This window comes from Agromyces marinus (assembly GCF_021442325.1).
Lineage (GTDB): Bacteria > Actinomycetota > Actinomycetes > Actinomycetales > Microbacteriaceae > Agromyces > Agromyces marinus.
In genome coordinates, this window is record NZ_CP087879.1 from 504,510 (window position 1) to 524,811 (window position 20,302).

17 protein-coding genes are annotated in these 20,302 nt (G+C 72.0%); 4 read left to right on the forward strand and 13 right to left on the reverse strand.

The features are described from left to right. Nucleotides 1-354: 354 nt before the first annotated feature. From DSM26151_RS02445 to DSM26151_RS02475, 7 genes are all read right to left on the reverse strand, one after another. A complete protein-coding gene (locus DSM26151_RS02445; protein ID WP_234660840.1) occupies nucleotides 355-1,893 on the reverse strand; it encodes a helix-turn-helix domain-containing protein in 1,539 nt (512 codons plus the stop codon). Between the two features lie 144 nt (nucleotides 1,894-2,037). Next, complete coding sequence (locus tag DSM26151_RS02450; protein ID WP_234660841.1) at nucleotides 2,038-3,687, reverse strand: amidohydrolase; 1,650 nt, start codon at nucleotides 3,685-3,687, stop codon at nucleotides 2,038-2,040. A 148-nt stretch (nucleotides 3,688-3,835) separates the two neighbouring features. Continuing rightward, entirely contained in the window at nucleotides 3,836-4,774 is a 939-nt protein-coding gene (locus DSM26151_RS02455) for an ABC transporter permease (protein WP_234660842.1), read from the reverse strand. After that, nucleotides 4,771-5,664 carry an ABC transporter permease gene (locus DSM26151_RS02460; RefSeq protein ID WP_234660843.1) on the reverse strand — a complete coding sequence of 298 codons (894 nt, stop codon included), beginning with the start codon at nucleotides 5,662-5,664 and terminating at the stop codon, nucleotides 4,771-4,773. The genes DSM26151_RS02455 and DSM26151_RS02460 overlap by 4 nt, the downstream gene beginning before the upstream one ends. Further along, entirely contained in the window at nucleotides 5,657-6,841 is a 1,185-nt protein-coding gene (locus tag DSM26151_RS02465; protein ID WP_234660844.1) for a polyamine ABC transporter substrate-binding protein, read from the reverse strand. The genes DSM26151_RS02460 and DSM26151_RS02465 overlap by 8 nt, the downstream gene beginning before the upstream one ends. A 59-nt stretch (nucleotides 6,842-6,900) precedes the next feature. Continuing rightward, entirely contained in the window at nucleotides 6,901-8,082 is a 1,182-nt protein-coding gene (locus DSM26151_RS02470) for an ABC transporter ATP-binding protein (RefSeq protein ID WP_234660845.1), read from the reverse strand. 220 nt (nucleotides 8,083-8,302) lie between these two features. Continuing rightward, entirely contained in the window at nucleotides 8,303-8,569 is a 267-nt protein-coding gene (locus DSM26151_RS02475; protein WP_234660846.1) for a hypothetical protein, read from the reverse strand. Nucleotides 8,570-8,811: 242 nt separating this feature from the next. Between DSM26151_RS02475 and aceA the strand changes: the two genes are divergently transcribed. After that, nucleotides 8,812-10,149 (forward strand): isocitrate lyase, encoded by a 1,338-nt coding sequence (aceA, locus tag DSM26151_RS02480; protein ID WP_234660847.1) that lies wholly within the window; start codon nucleotides 8,812-8,814, stop codon nucleotides 10,147-10,149. A 34-nt stretch (nucleotides 10,150-10,183) separates the two neighbouring features. Beyond that, on the forward strand, nucleotides 10,184-11,872 hold the full coding sequence (aceB, locus tag DSM26151_RS02485; RefSeq protein ID WP_234660848.1) for a malate synthase A: 1,689 nt from the start codon (nucleotides 10,184-10,186) through the stop codon (nucleotides 11,870-11,872). 75 nt (nucleotides 11,873-11,947) lie between these two features. Here aceB and DSM26151_RS02490 read toward each other — a convergent pair whose 3' ends face one another. Further along, nucleotides 11,948-13,321 (reverse strand): ATP-binding protein, encoded by a 1,374-nt coding sequence (locus DSM26151_RS02490; protein ID WP_234660849.1) that lies wholly within the window; start codon nucleotides 13,319-13,321, stop codon nucleotides 11,948-11,950. A 68-nt stretch (nucleotides 13,322-13,389) separates the two neighbouring features. Between DSM26151_RS02490 and DSM26151_RS02495 the strand changes: the two genes are divergently transcribed. Continuing rightward, nucleotides 13,390-14,019, forward strand: a complete 630-nt coding sequence (locus DSM26151_RS02495; RefSeq protein WP_234660850.1) for a GNAT family N-acetyltransferase — start codon at nucleotides 13,390-13,392, stop codon at nucleotides 14,017-14,019. Here the strand turns inward: DSM26151_RS02495 and DSM26151_RS02500 are convergent. Next, nucleotides 14,003-15,379, reverse strand: a complete 1,377-nt coding sequence (locus DSM26151_RS02500) for a cryptochrome/photolyase family protein (RefSeq protein ID WP_234660851.1) — start codon at nucleotides 15,377-15,379, stop codon at nucleotides 14,003-14,005. The genes DSM26151_RS02495 and DSM26151_RS02500 overlap by 17 nt on opposite strands. Beyond that, nucleotides 15,376-16,731, reverse strand: coding sequence for an MFS transporter (locus DSM26151_RS02505; RefSeq protein WP_234660852.1), 1,356 nt, complete (start codon nucleotides 16,729-16,731; stop codon nucleotides 15,376-15,378). The genes DSM26151_RS02500 and DSM26151_RS02505 overlap by 4 nt, the downstream gene beginning before the upstream one ends. A gap of 55 nt (nucleotides 16,732-16,786) precedes the next feature. Between DSM26151_RS02505 and DSM26151_RS02510 the strand changes: the two genes are divergently transcribed. Then, nucleotides 16,787-17,752 carry an ArsR/SmtB family transcription factor gene (locus tag DSM26151_RS02510; RefSeq protein ID WP_234660853.1) on the forward strand — a complete coding sequence of 322 codons (966 nt, stop codon included), beginning with the start codon at nucleotides 16,787-16,789 and terminating at the stop codon, nucleotides 17,750-17,752. 2 nt (nucleotides 17,753-17,754) lie between these two features. Here DSM26151_RS02510 and DSM26151_RS02515 read toward each other — a convergent pair whose 3' ends face one another. From DSM26151_RS02515 to DSM26151_RS02525, 3 genes are read right to left on the reverse strand one after another with little or no spacing between them, the layout of a single operon-like run. Continuing rightward, nucleotides 17,755-18,729, reverse strand: coding sequence for an NADP-dependent oxidoreductase (locus DSM26151_RS02515; RefSeq protein ID WP_234660854.1), 975 nt, complete (start codon nucleotides 18,727-18,729; stop codon nucleotides 17,755-17,757). Between the two features lie 49 nt (nucleotides 18,730-18,778). Continuing rightward, entirely contained in the window at nucleotides 18,779-19,543 is a 765-nt protein-coding gene (locus DSM26151_RS02520; protein ID WP_234660855.1) for an alpha/beta fold hydrolase, read from the reverse strand. Beyond that, nucleotides 19,540-20,259, reverse strand: a complete 720-nt coding sequence (locus DSM26151_RS02525; protein WP_407651006.1) for a YqaJ viral recombinase family protein — start codon at nucleotides 20,257-20,259, stop codon at nucleotides 19,540-19,542. The genes DSM26151_RS02520 and DSM26151_RS02525 overlap by 4 nt, the downstream gene beginning before the upstream one ends. Between the last annotated feature and the right edge of the window lie 43 nt (nucleotides 20,260-20,302).

Here is a 20,302-nt window from a genome sequence, read left to right on the forward strand (position 1 = left end):
GGATCACTCCAAGGTCGGTTGTTCCGACCATCCTGCCCGATGTTGCACAACCGGCCAATAGGCAGGTCGTCGGGATGCCGGGCCCCGGCCGGACACAGTGCGCGGGCGCCGGCTGTCGGCAGTCGGATGTCGGCTGGTGGCGGTCGGATACAGTGCCGCGGTCGGAAACAGTGCCGCGGTCGGAAACTCTGCTCGGGTCAAGGGCGGAGATCGACGTTCGGTGCGCTTTGCTCGTCGAACGTCGCGATCGGGCATGGCGCATGCTCGCGCCGGGGAAGCCGATCCCCGCGAACACGGTACCGAAGTACCGCCGTGCCATGAGACATGGCATACCGCCGTTCGGGCCCGTGCAGGTCATCCTCGCGGCGCGTGCGCCTCCAGGAACTGGTAGACCTCGGTCTGGTCGACCCCGGGGAACGTGCCCGTCGGCAGGGCCGCGAGCAACGAGGTCGGCGTGCGGGCGGCCGGCCACGAGGCATCCGCCCACTTGCCCGCGAGTTCGTCGGGGGCGCGACGGCAGCACGACTCGTCGGGGCAGCGCGACACCGCACGATGTGGTGTCTCACGCCCGCGGAACCACTTCACGTGCTCGAAGGGCACGCCGACCGACACCGAGTACTCGCCCTCCTTGGCCTTCTCGATGCGCGAGGTGCACCAGAACGTGCCCGACGAGGTGTCGGTGTACTGGTACCAGGGGCTGAAGCGGTCCTCGACGTCGAAGACCGTGCGGGCGGTCCAGTTGCGGCACACCGTCGTGCCCTCGACCGCGCCGAGCGCGTCGGACGGGAAGCGCACCGAGTCGTTCTCGTACGCCTTGATGATCGTGCCCGACTCGTGCACCTTCATGAAGTGCACGGGGATGTCGAGGCGCGCCGTCGCGAGGTTCGTGAACCGGTGCGCGGCCGTCTCGTACGACACCGCGAAGTGGTCGCGCAGCTCTTCCATCGAGATGCGGCGCAGGTTCTTCGCCTCGGTCAGGTACCTGACGGCCGCCTGCTCGGGCAGCAGGATCGCGGCCGTGAGGTAGTTCGTCTCGATGCGCTGGCGGAGGAAGGCGCCGTAGTTCGCCGGTTCCTCGTGGTCGAGCAGGTGCGACGCGAGCGCCTGGAGGATCGGCGAGCGCGAGTCGCGCGACGGCGACTGCTGGGTCGGCAGGTAGATGCGGCCGTGGCGCTTGTCGGTCACCGAACGCGTCGAGTGCGGCAGGTCGCCGACGTAGTGCAGCGAGTACCCGAGGTGGCTCGCCATGTCGGCCACGAGCTGGTGCGACACCGGACCGCCCGTGTGGCCCACGGCCTCGAGCAGCTCGGCCGCCTTCGCTTCGAGCTCGGGGTAGAAGTTGTCGCGGGCGCGCATCTCGGCGCGCAGCTGCGCGTTCGCCCGGCGCGCCTCCTCGGGCGTCGCTGCACGTTCGCGGTGCAGCCGGTCGATCTCGTTGTGCAGCGACAGGATCGTCTGCAGCGTCTGGTCGCTCATGGTCTTCGCCACGCGGAACGGGTCGAGCCCGAGTGCGGCGAAGACCGGCCCGCGCTGCGCGCGCTCGACCGCGATCTCGAGGGCTGCGCGCTCGGACGGGGCATCCGGTCGAAGCAGCTCGTCGGCCGTGGTGCCGAGCGCCAGCGCGATGGTGCGGAGCATCGACAGCCGCGGTTCGCGCTTGCCGTTCTCGATCGCGCTCACCTGCGACGGTGCGCGGTCGATCGCCGCGGCGAGCCGGCCCAGCGTCATGCCCGCGGCGAGACGGCGATCGCGGATGCGGCGCCCGAGGGTCAGCGCGTCGACCTCATCCGGGCCCGGATCGGGCGCGGCGCCGACCGCACGCGCGGGTGCGGCGGCGTACGCGGCGTGCGAAGCGTGCTGGATCGAGGCGTGGGCGCGATCTGCGGTGACCATGCCTCATGCTCACACGAGCGAGCACCGCCTGCAAACGGAAGACTCCCGAAATTTCTGCACCGCACGTCGAAATCGGCGCGGTCGAGCCGCAAATCGTCCTGAGCTCACTCGAACTCGGAAAGGATTTCTGTACCGCGGGCGGCCTCAGGCTGCGTAGACGCGCTCGCCCTCGACGAACGTCTGCTCGACCCGCGTCGCGGCGATCTCGTCGGCGGGGTGCGCGAACGGGTCGCGGTCGAGCACGACGAGGTCGGCGTACTTGCCGACCTCGATGGTGCCGGTCACGTCGTCGAGGTGGTTCACCCACGCAGAGCCCGCCGTGTATGCGGTCAGCGACGTCGCGAGGTCGATCGCCTGCTCCGGCAGGAACGGCTCGTAATCGCCGTCCGAGTACGCCGGAGCCGCCTTCCGGTTCACGGCCGTGTGGATCGCCGCGAGCGGGTCCGGCGTCGAGACCGACCAGTCGCTGCCCGCGACGAGCACCGCGCCCGCACGCATGAGGTCGCCGAACGGGTACTGCCAGGCGCTGCGCGGGTCGCCGAGGAACGGCAGGGTGAGCTCGACCATCTGGGGCTCGAGGGCAGCCCAGAGCGACTGCATGTTCGCCGCGACGCCGAGCTCGCGGAACCGCGGCACGTCCTCCGGGTGCACGACCTGGATGTGCGCGATGTGGTGGCGGTGGTCGCCCCGGCCGTTCGCCGCGATGGCGTGCTCGACGGAGTCGAGGCACTCGCGCACGGCGCGGTCGCCGATCGCGTGGAAGTGCAGCTGGAAGCCGAGCCGGTCGAGTTCCGCGGCGGCCGGGTTCAGCACGGCCGGGTCGACGAACGAGATGCCGGAGTTGTCGGTGAAGTGCCCGTGCCCGTCGCAGTACGGCTCGAGCATCGACGCGGTGAAGTTCTCGGCCACCCCGTCCTGCATGATCTTGATGCTCGTCGCGGCGAACCGGCCGGCGCGGTACGTGTCGCGCTTGGCGACGAGGTCGGGGATCTGCTCGATGCCGCGCGTGCGATCCCACCAGATCGCGCCGACGACGCGACCGGTGAGCTTGCCCGCGTTCGCCGCGGAGACGTACGCCAGGCCCGCGTCACCCGCATCGCCGTAGGTGCCGACGATCGCGTCCTGCCATGCGGTCACGCCGTACGAGTGCAGGTACTGCTGGCCGAGCAGCACCGCCTCGGTGAGCGTCTCGAGGCTCGTCTCCGGCAGGAGCCGGTTCACGAGCGACATCGCGCCCTCGTGCAGGGTCCCGGTCGGGGTGCCGTCGGCGTCGCGCTCGATCCGGCCGTCGGCGGGATCGGGCGTGTTCCGGTCGATGCCGGCCAGCCGCAGCGCGGCCGAGTTGACCCATGCGCCGTGCCCGTCGCGGTTCGGCAGGAACGCCGGACGGTCGGGAACGACCCGGTCGAGGGATGCCGCGGTCGGCGTGCCGCCCGGGAAGGCCGACATCGACCAGCCGCCGCCCAGGACCCACTCCTCGTCGGGGTGGTCCGCCGCGTACGCGGCGATGCGCTCGAGGTAGTCCGGCTCGGTCTCGTGCTGCGACAGGTCGCACCGCATCAGGTCGAGCCCGCCCCACACCGGGTGCACGTGCGCATCCTGGAACCCGGGCACGAGCATCCGCCCGTGCAGGTCGACGACCTCGGTCGAGGGCCCGACGAGGTCGCGGACGTCGTCGTCGGATCCGACGGCCACGATCCGGCCGCCCGACACGGCGACGGCGCTCGCACGCGAGCGCACGGTGTCGGCGGTGAAGACGGGGCCGCCGGTGAAGACGAGGTCGGCGTGGGGCATGGGTTCGTCCTTTCGAGTGGGAAGCGGTGGGTCGGGGAGCGCCCGCCGTGGGAATCCGGTTCCGCCCGCCGAACCCGGCCATTCGCGGGTTCCGGAGCAGGAACCGGATTCCTTCGGTGCCGGCGCGCGCCTCGAGCGAGGGGCGGCGTCAGCCGCCGGACATGGTGCGGGCGATCTGCGTCGCGGAGTCGCCCGCGCGCTTGAGCACGACCGCGACGAGCGCGAGCGCTCCGAGCGTGAGCAGGAGCATCACGGTCGAGACCGACGCGATCTCAGGGCGGAGCCCGCCGCGCAGTGCGCTGAGCACGTACACCGGCCACGGTGTCGAGCCCGACACCTGCACGAACGCGGCGACGACCGTGTTGTCGAGGCTCAGGGTGAACGCGAGCAGCATCCCGGCGAGCACCGCGGGCATCGCCAGCGGCAGCGTGACCCGACGGAAGGTCGTGAACGGCGTCGCGTAGAGGTCGGCGGAGGCCTCCTCGAGCTGGGCGTCGAGCCCGACGAGCCGGGCCCGCACGATGTACGTCACGATCGCCGTCGAGAACAGCGAGTGGCCGACCACCAGGCGCATCGTGCCGTCGTTGAAGAGCGAGAGCCCGAGGTCCTGCCCGAGGAACACGAGCCACGGCAGCAGCGAGACCGCATCGACGATCTCGGGCGTGACCGAGACCAGCACCAGCAGCACGATGAACCAGGCCGCCCACTTGCCCGGCTTGCGGGCGAGCGCGACTCCGGCGAGCGTGCCGAGCGCGGTCGCGAGGAGGGCGGCGATCGCGCCGGTCCGCAGCGACACCGCCACGGCGTCGCGGACCGCGGGCTTCTCCCACAGCGCACGGTACGGCTCGAAGCCGAACTCGTTCCAGGCGATCAGCAGTCGCCCGTTGTTGAACGAGTACACGATGATCACGAGGATCGGCGCGAACAGGAACAGGAAGACGAGCACGCTCCAGACCGTCAGGCCCAGGTCGACCGGGGATCGGCGCGGCCGGCGGGCGACCGGCCCGGTCGCGGTGCGAGGTCCGGATGCCCCGTCGCGGGCCGCCGCGGCATCCGTCGAGGTCTGCTCGGGAGCGGTGGTGGTCATGCCGTGGCCTCCAACTCGACACGGGTGCGGGCACGGAACGGCAGGGACGCCAGCCAGACGAGCAGGCCGATCGCGGCCGCCGAGACGACGATGACGATGATCAGCAGCACGGCCATGGCCGAGCCGAGCGCCCAGTTCTGCGCGGTCTGGAACTGGCTGGCCACGAGCTGGCCGACCATGTTGCCCTGCGCACCGCCCAGGACGGTCGCCGTGATGTAGTCGCCCATGAGCGGGATGTAGACCAGCAGCAGGCCGACGATGATTCCCGGGCGGGCGAGCGGGATCGTCACGCGCAGGAACGTGCGGACCCGGTTCGCGCCGAGGTCCTTCGACGCCTCGCGCAGTGCCGGGCCGACCCGGTCGAACGCGACGAACAGGGGCAGGATCATGAGCGGCAGGTAGTTGTAGACGACGCCGAGCAGCACCGCGCCGCGCGTGTACAGGATCTCGAGCGGGCCGTCGGTGATGCCGACCGCCTGGAGCGCCTGCGACATCCACCCCTCGGGGGCGAGGATGATCTGCCAGCCGATGGTGCGAACGAGGAAGTTCGTCCAGTACGGGACCATGACCAGGGCCAGGAGCAGGCCGCGGCGGTTCGCGGGCGCCTTCACGGCCATCCAGTAGGCGACCGGCAGGCCGATCGCGAGGCACAGCAGCGTGCCCGCGATGCCGACCCACAGCGTGTTCATGAACACGTCGAAGAACGTGGGCGTGAGCGCTTCGGCGTACCGGTCGAACGAGAGCCGGTCGGTCGCGTGGGTGCCGAAGATGCCCGGCTTGTAGCCGAAGCTGAAGTACAGCACGGCGCCGACCGGCACCACGAAGAAGGTGACGAGCCACGCCCACGCGGGGATCGCGAGGGCGAAGCTCGGCAGGCGGAGACTACGCACCGGCCGCGGCCTTCGCCTTGTTCCAGATGTCGACCGTGCGCTGCTGCGCATCGTTCACTTCGCCGTCCTGCATCGTCGCGATCTGCTCCGGCGTGAAGAACACGAGGTCGAGCATCTCGAGGCCGGCCTCGGTTGCGGCCTCCTCGATGCCCGCTGCGCCCGTGTGGTAGCCGATGTAGTCGACCTGGAGGATCTGGTTCTCGGGGACCATGGTCCAGTTGATGAAGGCGTGCGCGGCCTCGGGGTGCGGCGCACCGACCGGGATCGCCCAGTTGTCCATCCACAGTTCGGTCGCGGGCGAGCCGAGCACCCACTGCCAGCGGTCGGGGTCCGGGCTCTCGAGGATCCCGATGCGCGCGTCACCGTTCCACGCCTGCATGAGCACCTGCGTCGCCTGGGGGATCGCCTGTCCGCCGGGGTAGGAGTCGAACGCGGCGATGTGCGGCGCGAGCGTGTTCACGATGTAGTCCTCGCACGCATCGATCTCGGCCTCGTCGGTGGTGTTCCAGTTGATGCCGTTCGCCCAGTAGTAGATGCCCGTGACCTCGGCCGGGTCGTCGAGCACGCTCGTCTTGCCGCTCGCCTCGTTCTGCGCGGCGTCGAGGAAGTCGTTCCAGTCCTTCAGCTCGCGGGTGATGACCGTCTTGTCGTAGACGAAGCCGGTCGTGCCCCACGCCTTGCAGATCGAGTACTCGTTCTCCGGGTCCCAGCTGCGGCCGAGGAAGGCCGGGTCCATGTGCTCGATGTTCGGCAGCAGGTCCTTGTTCAGCGCCTGGATGATGCCGTTCTCGATCATCTGCGGGATGAACGCGCCGGTCGGGACGATGATGTCGTAGCCCGACGTGCCCTTCGCGGCGACGAGCTTCGAGATGAGCTCCTCGTTCGAGCCGTACGAGTCGAACGTGACCTTCGGCCCGAGCTCCGAGGTGAACGCCGAGACGACGTCGGGGGAGTCGTAGTCGCCCCAGGTGTAGATGCTGAGCGAGTTCTCGAGCTCGCCGCCGGTCGCGACCGGCGCGCTCGAGGCCTGCCCGCCCGTGGAGCAGGCGGCGAGGAACGCCGTGCCGCCCATGGCGGCTGCGAAGCTCAGGAATCGGCGGCGGTCGATGGCGCGCTGGAGGATCGGCACCTGCTCGGCGCTCGCGAGGATCCGGATCGGGGTGGACTTCTCGGACATGTCGCTCCTAGGGGTCGGGGGGTCGCTGGGTCGGGGTCGGGTGCGGTGCGGTATCGGTGTCAGTGGGTCGGCGGGGCCACGTAGCCGCCGGCTGCGGCGGCGTCGTCGGAGGGGAAGACCTGCACGCTCGCGTCGGTCCACGAGCACGTGACGGGCGAGCCCACGGCGATCTCGGGCGCCTCGGGGGTGGGTCGGCGGGCGATGAGGCTCTGGTCGTCGCCGAGGCGCACGAGGTACTGCATGGTCTCGCCGAGGTGCGAGACGCCGAGCAGGGTGCCCTGCACGCGGTTCGCTCCGGTCGCGGGCGCGCTCGTCGAGGCATCCGCTTCGATGCGCACGAACTCGGGTCGCACGGCCGCCTGCACCGAGGCGCCGTCGGCGATCGGTGCGCGCCGGTCCGAGCGGATGCCGCGCACGAGCCCGTGCGCGGACTCGACCGCCGAACCGCCCTCGGTCGCGGTGCCGCGGAAGAAGTTCTGCTGGCCGACGAAGGCGGCGACGTACGCCGAGGTGGGTCGGGCGTAGATCGTGTCGGCGTCGGCGAGCTGCTCGATGCGCCCGTCGCGCATGATCGCGATGCGGTCGCTCATCGAGAGCGCTTCGCCCTGGTCGTGCGTGACGAAGACGAACGTGATGCCGAGCCGGGCCTGGAGGAGCTTCAGCTCGAGCTGCATCTCTTCTCGCAGCTGCCGGTCGAGCGCGCCGAGCGGCTCGTCGAGCAGCAGCACCGAGGGGCGGTTGACGAGGGCGCGCGCGAGCGCGACACGCTGCTGCTGGCCGCCCGAGAGCTGGGTGGGCTTGCGGTCGGCGAAGCGGCGCATCTGGACGAGTTCGAGGGCCTCCGAGACGCGCTCGCGCACCTCGGCCTTCGGCGTCCGGCGCTGCTGGAGGCCGTAGGCGACGTTCTCGGCGACGCTCATGTGCGGGAAGAGCGCGTATGCCTGGAAGACCGTGTTCACGTCGCGCCGGTACGGCGGCAGGCCCAGGACGGATCGTCCGGAGATGCTGATGTCGCCCGCATCGGGTTGTTCGAAGCCGGCGATCATGCGCAGCGTGGTGGTCTTGCCGCAGCCGGACGGCCCGAGCAACGAGATGAACTCGCCCGGCTCGATCGTCAGCGACAGGGCGTCGACCGCGGTCGCCTCGCCGTACTTCTTCGTGACCCGGTCGATCCGGATGGAGCCGGTGGCCGCATCGGGGTTCACGGGGGAGGCGGTCCTCGCCTCGGTCGCTGTCGTCACCTGGGGGTACCTCCGGTTCGCTGACGCCACATCGCGTTCGGCAATTCAAACGCCTGTTGCACGGCTGTGCAATGGGCGGGTGCAGAACCGGACGGACCATCGGTCGACGGCGAACTGCCTGACAGATCGTCCGGGCGATCGTCACACGGGCGAAACAGTGCGGCCCGATTCGTCACACGGGCGACACGCGAGGGGGTTGCCAGCGCCGCCGCGCCGGCCGTCACGTGCGGTCGGAACCACCGGCCCGCTCGACCGCGAAGAGCACCCGCAGGCCCGCGTAGGTCGCGACGAACACGACGCCGACCCCGAGGACCGCGAGCAGGAGCAACCGCGGCTCCTCGGCCAGGCCGAGCACGATCCCGACCACGACGAGCGCCGTGCCGACGACCGGCCCGCCCACGAACAGGGCGACGCCCAGCATGCCCCGCCGCGCTCGCCGGCGTGCCGGGAGCCGGGGGTTTCCGGCCTCGCCGTCGCCCTGCGTCACGCTCCCATTCTCCGCCCGAGCGGGTCCGGTCCGGGGCCTGCCGCTCCGCGTTCCCGGTTCTCCGGCCCCGCACCCGCGGGGGAGTTCCGCAGCGCAGAAGAACCGGGAAAGTTCACCCCCCGGATCGGCGGTCCGGGCCTTCCGGGCGAGCGCAGCATGGTTCCACAGGCACCACGGACCCGTCCCGGACGGCCCGCCGGCCGCCACGAGACATCCGCACCGCTGCACCGAAGGAGCACCCCATGAGCACCATCAACCGCCCCGGCGACCAGACGCAGACCGCTGCCGAGCTCCAGCTCGAGTGGGATGCCGACCCCCGCTGGGAGGGCGTCAAGCGCGACTACACCGCCGAGGACGTCATCGCCCTCCGCGGCCCGGTCCGCGAGGAGCGCACGCTCGCCAGGCGCGGCGCCGAGAAGCTCTGGGAGAACATCCGGAAGAACACCGGCAGCGCGTTCGAGCCCATGGAGGACCCGGAGTGGTCGGCCGCGCTCGGCGCCCTGACCGGCAACCAGGCCGTGCAGCAGGTCCGCGCGGGCCTCAAGGCCATCTACCTCTCGGGCTGGCAGGTCGCCGGCGACGCGAACCTCTCGGGCCAGACCTACCCCGACCAGTCGCTCTACCCCGCCAACTCGGTGCCGGCCGTCGTGCGCCGCATCAACAACGCGCTGCTGCGCGCTGGCCAGATCGAGCAGGGCAACGAGGCGCAGACCGGCATCAGCGACTGGATGGCGCCGATCGTCGCCGACGCCGAGGCCGGCTTCGGCGGCCCGCTCAACGCCTACGAGCTCATGCACCAGATGATCGAGGCCGGTGCGGCCGGCGTGCACTGGGAGGACCAGCTCGCGAGCGAGAAGAAGTGCGGCCACATGGGCGGCAAGGTGCTGATCCCGACCGGCCAGCACATCCGCACGATCAATGCGGCTCGTCTCGCAGCGGATGTCGCGGGCGTGCCCTCGATCATCATCGCGCGCACCGACGCGCTCGCCGCGACCCTGCTCACGAGCGACCACGACGAGCGCGACCGGCCGTTCGTCACGGGCGAGCGCACTGCCGAGGGGTTCTACGAGGTGCAGAACGGCCCCGAGCCGGTCATCGCCCGCGGGCTCGCCTACGCCGAGTACGCCGACCTGCTCTGGGTCGAGTCGGCCGAGCCCGACCTCGACCTCGCCCGCCGCTTCGCCGAGGCCGTCCACGCGAAGTTCCCCGGCAAGCGCCTGAGCTACAACTGCTCGCCGAGCTTCAACTGGAAGCGCCACCTCGACGACGACCAGATCGCGAAGTTCCAGCGCGAGCTCGCATCGATGGGCTACGCCTTCCAGTTCATCACCCTGGCGGGCTTCCACTCCCTGAACCACGGCATGTTCACGCTCGCCAAGGACTACAACGAGCGTCACATGTCCGCGTACGTCGAGCTGCAGGAGGCCGAATTCGCCTCCGAGGCCGACGGCTACACCGCCACGCGCCACCAGCGCGAGGTCGGCACCGGCTACTTCGACCAGATCGCCACGGCGCTGAACCCGAACAGCGCGACCCTCGCCCTCGTCGGATCGACCGAGGAAGAGCAGTTCCAGCACTGATCGACGGGCGCACGCCCGCGAAGGAGACGAGACCATGACCATCACGATCGAACGAACGGATGCCGCGGCATCCGCTCGCACCGAGACGCTGCCCGCACCCAAGCCCGCGACCGGAAGCTTCCAGACCGTGCAGCCGCACATCGAGGTCACCGCCCCGCTCGGCGAGCGGTACGACGAGATCCTCACCCCGGAGGCGCTCGCGTTCCTCGCGAAGCTGCACGACCGATTCGCGCACATCCGGCACGAGCTGCTCGCGGTCCGCCTGCAGACCCGCGTCGACGCGGCCAACGGGCGCGACCCGAAGTTCCTGCCCGAGACGGAGTCCATCCGGAACGACCGCACCTGGCGGGTCGCGGGCGCCGGCCCCGGACTCGAGGACCGTCGCGTCGAGATCACCGGCCCGACCGACCGGAAGATGGCCATCAACGCGCTGAACTCCGGCGCGAAGGTGTGGCTGGCCGACCAGGAGGATGCCACGAGCCCGACCTGGGGCAACGTCATCGGCGGGCAGCTCAGCCTGTTCGACTTCCTGCGCGGCGACCTCGAGTACACGAGCCCCGAGGGCAAGGAGTACCGCGTCACTGCCGAGCAGACGCCGACGATCGTGTTCCGCCCCCGCGGCTGGCACCTCGTGGAGAAGCACCTGAAGTTCCACGACCGGGCCGGCCGTGCGATGCACGCCTCGGGTTCGCTCGTCGACTTCGGCCTGTACTTCTTCCACAACGCGAAGGCGCTCATCGCAGCCGGCCGCGGGCCGTACTTCTACCTGCCCAAGCTCGAGTCGCACCGCGAGGCGAAGCTGTGGAACGACATCTTCGTCTTCGCGCAGGATGAGCTCGGCATCCCGCAGGGCACGGTCCGCGCGACGGTCCTCATCGAGACCATCCAGGCCGCGTTCCAGATGGACGAGATCCTGTACGAGCTGCGCGACCACTGCGCGGGCCTGAACGCCGGCCGCTGGGACTACATCTTCTCGATCGTGAAGACGTTCCGCTCGCGCGGCCGCCGCTGGGTCATGCCCGACCGCAAGCAGATCACGATGACGGTGCCGTTCATGCGGGCCTACACCGAACTGCTCGTGCAGACCTGCCACAAGCGGGGCGCGCACGCGATCGGCGGCATGAGCGCGTTCATCCCGAACCGCCGCGACCCCGAGGTGACCGAGCGCGCGCTCGCCGCGGTCGCGGCCGACAAGTCGCGCGAGGCCGGCGACGGCTTCGACGGCACGTGGGTCGCCCACCCCGACCTCATCCCGACCGCGCGTGCCGAGTTCGACGCCGTGCTCGGCGACCGGCCGAACCAGGTCGACCGCCTGCGCGACGACGTCGAGGTGACGGCCGCCCAGCTGCTCGACATCCCGTCGGTCGGCGGCCAGGTGACCGAGGCCGGCGTGTACGACAACGTCTCGATCTGCATCCGCTACATCGAGTCGTGGCTGCGCGGCACCGGCGCCGCGGCGATCGACAACCTCATGGAGGACGCCGCGACCGCCGAGATCTCGCGCTCGCAGCTGTGGCAGTGGCTGCACGAGAACACCGTCACAGCCGAGGGCACCCGCATCGACCAGACCTCGATCGTGCGGATCATGGCGGCGGCGGTCGCCGACCTGCCGCGCTTCGAGGGCGACCGGTTCGACGACGCGATCTCGGTGTTCCGGTCGTCGGCGCTCGAGCCGGAGTTCCCGACGTTCCTGACGGTCGGGGCGTACGCCCGGTTCCTCTAGGCCGGGTCGGCGCACGAGCGGATGCCGCGGGGTGGGAAGCCCGCGGCATCCGCTTCGCCATGCGTGGCGACGCGCTCAGCGCATCGGGACCGGGACGTCGACCCCGCCCTCGGGCGTGAGTCGGGCGTTCATCTTGAGCAGCGTGGGCGCCGGGACGAAGCCGCCCGCGAACAGGGCCTCGCCCTGTCGGAACCACGGCGACCTCGCGAGCAGGCCCGCCGGCGCGTACCCGAACCAGGTGGCGAGGCCGTCGAGGTCGACGGGCGAGCTCATCTTCATGAGGGCGAGGTTGTCGCACTGCGAGATGATCCCGGCGTGCACCTTCGAGGGCCGCTGCGTCGACAGCAGCAGCCAGAGGCCGAACTTCCTGCCCTCGGCCGCGATCTGGATGAGCCGCTCGCGCACGGCGATCGCGAGCGGGGAATCGAGGTTCGGCGAGCACAGGTTGTGCGCCTCGTCGATGACGAGCAGCACCGGCCGCCGCTCCTCCCGGCGCTGCCACAGGTCGTCGAGCACCGCGAGCGCGACCACGAGCTGCTGGTCGGGCGTCGAGAACCCGCCCAGGTCGAGCACGGTGGCGTCGGGGCGTTCGGAGATGACGTCCGTCGCCGCGGCGTCCTGTCCGGCCCACACCTCCCAGTCGAGGATCCCGAGGTTCTCGAGCCGCTGGGCGAGGTCGCGGTGCACGTGGTCGTCGGCGGCGCGGAGCGTCGGCAGGATGGACGACAGGTCGTTCGTGTCGAGCTCGTCGCGCAGGTGCACGAGCGCGTTGAACTCGGCGCGGTCCACGACCGGGTCGAGCTGGAGGACCGCCGCCTTCGAGGCCATCGGCATGTCGATGAAGCGGGCCCGGAGGAGATCGGCTCCCGGCACGTTCGGGCGCAGCACGCGGATGTCGCGGTCGCGCAGCGCGTCGGCCGTGGCGCCCGCGGCGCCCGGCTCGAGCTCGCCGAGCCGCACGAAGTCCGAGTTCGGGTCGAACACCACCACGGGCAGGGCCGTGTGCGCGATCAGCTGCTCGAGCACGACGCCCAGGGCGTAGGTCTTGCCCGACCCGCTCTGCCCGCACCAGAACGTGTGCCGGTTGAACCGGTGGGGCAGCAGTCGCGCGGGTCCGCCGGGCGGCGTCAGGTCGGTCCCGATCTCGAGCGCCGCGCCCGTCGCGGAGTGGAGCAGGTCGATCGAGTCGGGATCGACCGACACCACCGCGGCAGCGGCGAACGCCGAGCTCCTCCGCGTGTCCAGCAGGCCGTCGGCCAGCACGCCGAGCAGCCGGCCGCGCAGGCTGCCGCGTCCCTCGTCGTGCTGCTCGACGAGGCCGAGCTGACGGCATGCCCCGTCGTCGACGACGACGAGGGATCCGACCACGAATCCGTCGACCGGTCCGGGAATGCGGAAGGAGCGTCCGTCGTCGGAGCGGGCGGTCGTGTCTGCGGGGCTGGCGTCCATGAGGGAATCCTGCCATCGCGCGCACCCGATCATGGACCGGGGTGCGGGACACCGGTAGCGTCGGGCCTGTGACCGTCACGATCCGGCCCGCGAACGCGGGCGACGCGGAGGCGCTCGCGCGCCTGGCCGCGATCACGTTCCCGCTGGCGTGCCCCGCATCGACCACGTCGGACGCGATCGCGTGGTTCCTGGCCGAGCACCTGTCGGAGGTGCGGTTCGCCGAGTACCTCGCCGACCCGTCGCGCACCGTCCTCGTCGCCGAACCCGACCGCGCCGACGGGGCCGGTATCGCATACGGCGAGTCCGAGGAGGTCGCCGCGACCGGCGGCCTCGTCGGGTGGTCCATGCTCGTGCAGACCGCGGGCGGAATCCCCGCAGATGCGGATGCCGCGGCGAGCGTCACCACGCGCCCGTCGATCGAGCTCAGCAAGCTGTACGTGCACCCCGTCGCCCACGGGGCCGGGATCGCCGGCACCCTGATGGGGGCGACGCTCTCGACCGCGGTCGGCACGGGTGCCGCGGTCGCGTGGCTCGGGGTGAACCAGGAGAACTCCCGTGCCATCCGCTTCTACGAGAAGCAGGGATTCGAGGTCGTCGGCACGAAGCGGTTCCGCGTCGGCGACCGGCTCGAACACGACTACGTGCTCGAGCGCTCCCTTCAGACCGCGGAGGCGACCGGCGTCAGCGCGCGCCCGTGACGTGCTCGTACGCCGCGAGTGCCGCGGCGCGGGATCCGCGGAGGTCCACGAGGGGCTCGGGGTAGTCGGCGGTGTCGAGTTCGGGGATCCACCTGCGGACGTACTCGTCGTCCGGGTCGAACCGCCGACGCTGCAGTTCGGGGTTGAACACGCGGAAGTAGGGGGCGGCATCGGCGCCCGATCCGGCGACCCACTGCCAGCCGAACGGGTTTGAGGCCGGGTCGGCGTCGACGAGCGTGTCCCAGAACCACTGCTCGCCGAGCCGCCAGTCGACGAGCAGGTTCTTCGTCAGGAACGATGCGGCGACCATGCGCGCCCGGTTGTGCATGCCGCCCGTTCGCCAGAGCTCGCGCATCGCGGCATCCACGACGGGGATGCCGGTCGTGCCGCGTTCCCACGCGGTGATCGCGTCGGTGTCCGGCGGTGGCCAGGGGAAGCGGTCGAACTCGGGGCGCAGGTTGCGCGTCGCGAGCTCGGGGAAGTGGAAGAGCACGTGGTAGGCGAACTCGCGCCATCCGAGCTCGCTCAGGAACTTCGCCGCGCCCTCGGTTCCCGCCGCCCGGCGTCGCGTCTCGTGCCATACCTGGTGGGGGCTGAGTTCACCCCAGCGCAGGTGCGGGGAGAGCCGGCTCGTCGCATCGAGGTCGAGCCGGTCGCGGGCGTCGGCGTACCGGTCGAGGTCGCCGGCGAGGAACGCCCGGAGGCGTCGGTGCGCCGCCCGCTCGCCGGGTTCCCAGGTCTCGCGGAGTCCGCCCGCCCAGTCGGGGTCGGTGGGGAGGAGGCCCCAGTCGTCGAGGCGGGCGCCCCGCGCGGCGAGCCGGTCCGCCCCGGCGCCCCCTGCCGTGAGCTCCGGGGGCTGCGACGGATGCCGCGGCTCGTCGGCGGCGAGGCACGCCCGCCAGAACGGGGTGAACACCGAGTACGGGGTCCCCGCGCCGGTGCGGATCGTCCACGGTTCGAACAGGAGGGACGCCCCGAAGCTGCCGACCTCGACGCCCGACTCGGTCAGGGCCGCCTTGAGGGCGGTGTCGACGGCGCGCTCCGCGGCGCCGTAGCGCCGGTTCCAGAGCACGGCTCCGGCGCCGGCCTCATCGACGAGCGAGCGGATGACGCCCGCCGCAGCGCCGCGCCCGAGCACGAGCGGCACCCCGCGCTCGCCGAGGTCGCTCGCCAGCCGCTCGAGCGAATGGTGCAGCCACCACTTCGCCGCGCCCCCGAGCGGGCGGATGCCCGGCGACTGCTCGTCGAGCACGTACACCGCGATCGTCGGATCCCCGCGTTCGGCCGCCGCGACGAGCGCGGGGTTGTCGCCGAGGCGCAGGTCGTCGCGGAACCAGACGATCGTCGGCGCGGTGCTCACGCTACGACGCTAACGCTCCCGGTGTCGGTGGGGGCGGAGGTCGACGCGGCGGGGCCCGGCCCGCGTGCGGCCGAACGCGCGATCGCCCAGGTGCCGAGTCCGGAGGCGAGGAAGATCGCGCCGAGCGCGACCCAGCCGAGCAGGCCGTGCTCGAGCGCGGTCGCGGCGACGACGATCGGGGCGCACATCGCGCCGAGCGAGAAGCCCATCGAGAACATGCCCTGATAGGCGCCCGCGCGAACGGGGTCGGCGAGTTCGAAGCTCAGGCCCCAGCCGCCGGCCTGCGAGAGCACCTCGGCGAAGGAGTGGGCGAGGGTCGCGACGAGGATGATCGTGATCGCCGCCCAGGCGGGGACGCCGCTCGCGAGGGCGTAGACCACGCAGGCGCCCGCCATGAGCCAGGCCGCGATCGCCGACGCGCGCCCGGCCACCCGGAGGTCGTGCGTGCCGCGCGAGACGGGCACCTGGAAGAGCACGACCACGACCGTGTTGAGGATCAGCGCGATCGCGACGAGCACCTCGGGCGCGTCGGTGTCCTGGGCGATCCAGAGCGGAACGCCCACCTCGGCGACCCCGAACTGCATGCCGAACACGGCGGACAACGCCGTCAGCAGGAGGTACCGGCGGTCGCGCCAGGGGGAGTGGGCGCGCAGCGCGATGCGTTCCGCGCGAGCGGATGCCACGGCGTCGGTCGATCCGGTCGCGGTCGTCACGGGGGCGGCGAGCGCCGCTCGGGGCGCGTCGACCGACCCGGGGAGCCGGACCAGTTGCGTGACGGCGAGCAGGTAGGCGACGCCCGCGCCGACGATCATGGCCCGGTACGCCTCGGCCGTGCCGATGACGAGCGCGAGCGCGCCGATGCCCGACCCGACCGCGATCGAGAGGTTGGTGACGGTGCGCAGCACGGCGCGCGCGCCGACCCGTCGTTCGCCGGTGAAGGCGCGCGCGATGATCGCCGCCCGGGTCGCGTTCGCCGCCTGCTCGATGGCGCCGACGCACACCGCGATGACGAGGGCCGAGGCGAAGTCGCCGGCGAAGACGTACACGATGAGCCCGACGCCGTCGGCGGCCGACAGCCAGACGAGCAGGCGCCTGGCGCTCACGCGGTCGGCGAGCCAGCCGCCGGCGAACGACGACACGACGCCGGCCGCGCTCGCGAGCGCGAGGATCAGGGCCACCTCGTGCGCGGGCAGGCCGATGATGAACGTGAAGTAGAGCACGGTGACGGTCAGGAAGATGCCTCGGCCGACGCGGCTGATGAGCGTGGCGATGACGAGGGTGCCGAGCACGGGGTCGGCGAACGGGGCGAGGATGCGGGAGGCGAGGGTCGGCGGGGCGGGGGAGTCGGGCACTCGTCAGTTCTCGCAGTGATCGGGCCGCGACGAAAACGATGTAGCGTTCTGCTACATGTTGCGCTACGAGCTCGAGGAGCAGGACGTCGCGGCGGTCCGGTTCGGCATCTCCCCGCTCTGCGAACTCGGACTCTCGCTCCGCGCCATCCGCGCGCCCGCCTCGTTCCCGCTGCAGCTTCCCTGGGTCAGCCGGACCGAGGCTGCGCGCGCAGACCTGGACCACGAGGCGCTCGACGCGCTCATCGACGACCGCCTCTGGACCCCGGACTTCCTCAACCCCCGCCCGCGCTCCCCGCTCACCCGCCTCGACGAGGAGCTCGCCGAACTCGACCGGATCGCCCCGGAGCGCTTCCACGCCGACCTCGTCGCCGTCCACGGCCGCGTTCCCGAGGTGTTCGGCGGATCGCCGCGCGCCGCGGTGCGGCGCATGATCGGCGCGCTCGAGGAGCTCTGGGACGCGAGCTTCGCCGCGACCTGGCCGAGGATGCGCGCCGTGCTCGAGGCCGACGTCGTGCACCGCGGACGGCAGATCGCCCAGTCCGGCCTCGGCGAGATGCTCAACGGGCTGTCGTCGACGATCGACTTCGACGGGGAGATCCTCTCGGTCAGGCTGCGCGATCCCAACGACCGCACGCAGCGCATCGACGGCACGGGTCTCACGCTCGTGCCCACGATGTTCACCCGGCGCTCCTCCGCGCCGATCGGGTGGGGCCCGCCGATGGTCATGTACCCGGCCCGCGGGCAGGGAGCCCTGTGGGAGGCCGAGCGCGTCGCGAACCCGGAGGCGGTCGCCGGCATCCTCGGCGCGGCCCGCGCCTCGCTGCTGACCGCCCTCGCGGACCCGGCGTCGACGACCGAGCTCGCGATCCGCTTCGGCGTGACCCCGAGCGCCGTGAACCAGCACCTCCGCGCGCTCCGCGCCGCGGGGCTCGTCGTCAGCACGCGATACGGGCGCAGCGTGCTCTACCTGCGCAGCGACCTCGGATCGGCCCTGCTCGCGGGCGCCGTGCGGCCGCGCTGAGCTCAGCCCGCGTCGTCGGCGACGCGCAGCACGATCTTGCCGCGCACGTGGCCCTGCCCGAGGCGCTCGTGCGCCGCTTCGCCGTCGGCGAGGTCGAAGACCTCGTCGACGTGCACCCGCAGTGCGCCGTCGTCGACCAGGCGCGACACGATCGCGAGCGTGCGTGCGTCGGGTGCGAGCGTGAACCCGGTCGAGCGGATGCCGCGTGCGGCCGCCTCCTCGGCCATGGTGGGCCACGACTTCGTCGGCACGTTCACGACGAGACCGCCCGGCCGCAGCACCTCGAGCGAGCGCGTCCCCGTGTCGTCGGCGACGTTGCCGATCAGGTCGATCACCACGTCCTGTTCGCCTGCGACCTCCTCGAAGCGCTCGGCCGTGTAGTCGATCACGTGCCGCGCGCCGAGCGAAGCCAGGAACTCCGCGTTGCGCGGAGAGCCGGTCGCGGTCACGTGGGCGCCGAAGTACGCGGCGAGCTGCACCGCGAAGTGGCCGACGCCGCCGGCGCCCGCATGGATGAGCACGCGCTGGCCGTCGTGCACGCGCGCGACGTCGACCACCGCGCCCCACGCCGTGAGTGCGGCGCACGGGATCGCGGCGGCCTCGACGAACCCGGTCGACGACGGCATCGGAGCGACCGAAAGCGACCCGACGGTCGCGTACTCGGCGTAGGAGCCCCACGTGCGCGGCACCCGCGCCATGCCGTACACGCGGTCGCCGGGCTGCAGCGCGTGCGCCGCGTACGGCACCTCCTCGACGACGCCGGCGAAGTCGAGGCCCAGCACCGCCGGGTAGCCGGTGATCGCGGGTGCGAGCCCGCGCCCGAGCCTGGTCTTCCGGTCGATCGGGTTCACGCCGGCCGCGACGACGCGCACGAGCACCTCGTCGAGCACCCGGAGCGGGCGCGGCACGTCCGCCATCCGGAACGCCGCGCCTTCGCCCGTCTCGTCGACCACCAGGGCCCGCATGCTCTCCGTCATCGGCTCGCCTCCCATCGGACCATTCTCCGGCACGATCGCGCGGATGCGCTCAACCGGCGGCGAGCCATCCGCCGACGGCCTCGCGCAGGGCTGCCGTCTGGCGCGCCTGCCCGTCGTCGCGGGCCGGCACGCGCGCCAACGGTGCACCGAGCCCGCCCGCCCACCGCTCGGCGAGGCCGAACGGGTGCACGGGGTCCCGCGGTGCGCCGACCACGAGCGCACGCACCCCGCGGGCGGCGAGCGCGCCGAGTTCGGCGTCGGAGCGGAACGCGCGGTTGCGTGGGATCTCGACGAGACGGATGGCGCGCGCCGCGGCATCCGCCGCCCCGAACTGTCCGAGCAGCCCGCGCGCGCCCGCGGGGGACTCAGCCTCCACACGGCGGTACGGCTCGGTGCCGAGGAACCGACGCGCGCCGGCCACGGGGCCCGACTCGCGCAGGAGCTCGCCGATCACGGGGAAGGCGTGCAGGTGCGGAGGAAGGGAACGGTCGTCGAACGCGGGCCGCACGAAGACCGCCCGCTCGACCGGCAGGAGCCCGTCCGACGCGATGCGCAGGGCGATGGCCGCACCCATCGAGACGCCGACGAGCGTGAGCGGTCGGCCGTCGCGGGCGCTGGGTGCGGCACCGACCTCGGCGGCGACCTCGCGCGCGAGGCGCCCCAGCGCGAAGTCCTCGGGCGCACCGACCACCTCGGACCCGCCGTGCGCCCGGACCTCGGGCGCGACGACCGTGCCGGTCCCCAGCACCGGGCCGAACAGCTCCAGCGGTTGGCGACGATCCGCGCCGAGCCCGTGCAGGAGCACGAAGCTCACGCGAGCGGCCCCGGGCGGTAGAACGAGCGATCGACCGATGCCGCGACCGGCTCGGGCCGGGCCGCGCCCGGGCGGATCGCGTCGAGCAGGAGGTCGGCGAGCCGCACGAGCCGCGCGATCTGGTCCTCGTCGCGGTCGACCCACCGGCACTGCGGGTCGCCGATCGGCACGAAGCCGTCGTGCTGTTCCCACACCACGAGCGTGCGCTCGGCGCCGAGCACGTACTGCTGCCACCACACCTGGCGCAGGTACCCGCGCGGGATGCCGCGCCACGGCTTCGAGGTCGTCTTGATCTCGCACAGCTCGAGTGCGCCGCCTCCGCGGATCGCGAGCCCGTCGGGCGTGGCCAGGTGCCGGCGCTCCGACTCGGCGTGGAAGAGCAGCGACGACGGCGAGATGCCGTGCTCGCGGTGCACCCACTTCGCGATCACGGGTTCGCGCTCACGGCCGTGGTCGGTGTACCGGCTGCCGCCGAACCCGCGCGAACGCCCGTCGTAGAGCTTTTCGTTCGCCGCGGCGCGCACCGAGGCCTCCGAGGCGAGCTTGGCGGCATCCGTCGCCGTGACGCCCTGCGCGCGGGCCCGCAGCCAGGCGACGCGGTCGCCCGAGTCGGCCACGATGCGCGCCTCGTGCGGCGGCGTGGGCTGCCGTAGCGCCGACGCGACGCGCGGGGCGACCGATTCGAGGTCGAACAGCGCGAAGGGGGTGTCGGTCACCCGTCAACGGTACCCTCGGCCGCCCGCGGCGGCGGGCACCGGC

Coding starts and splice junctions, on each gene's coding strand:
- DSM26151_RS02455 (WP_234660842.1), bottom strand. CDS start 4,774: ATGACCACCACCGCTCCCGAGCAGACCTCGACGGATGCCGCGGCGGCC.
- DSM26151_RS02445 (WP_234660840.1), bottom strand. CDS start 1,893: ATGGTCACCGCAGATCGCGCCCACGCCTCGATCCAGCACGCTTCGCAC.
- DSM26151_RS02515 (WP_234660854.1), bottom strand. CDS start 18,729: ATGACGGAGAGCATGCGGGCCCTGGTGGTCGACGAGACGGGCGAAGGC.
- DSM26151_RS02490 (WP_234660849.1), bottom strand. CDS start 13,321: ATGGACGCCAGCCCCGCAGACACGACCGCCCGCTCCGACGACGGACGC.
- aceB (WP_234660848.1), top strand. CDS start 10,184: ATGACCATCACGATCGAACGAACGGATGCCGCGGCATCCGCTCGCACC.
- DSM26151_RS02465 (WP_234660844.1), bottom strand. CDS start 6,841: ATGTCCGAGAAGTCCACCCCGATCCGGATCCTCGCGAGCGCCGAGCAG.
- DSM26151_RS02510 (WP_234660853.1), top strand. CDS start 16,787: ATGTTGCGCTACGAGCTCGAGGAGCAGGACGTCGCGGCGGTCCGGTTC.
- aceA (WP_234660847.1), top strand. CDS start 8,812: ATGAGCACCATCAACCGCCCCGGCGACCAGACGCAGACCGCTGCCGAG.
- DSM26151_RS02450 (WP_234660841.1), bottom strand. CDS start 3,687: ATGCCCCACGCCGACCTCGTCTTCACCGGCGGCCCCGTCTTCACCGCC.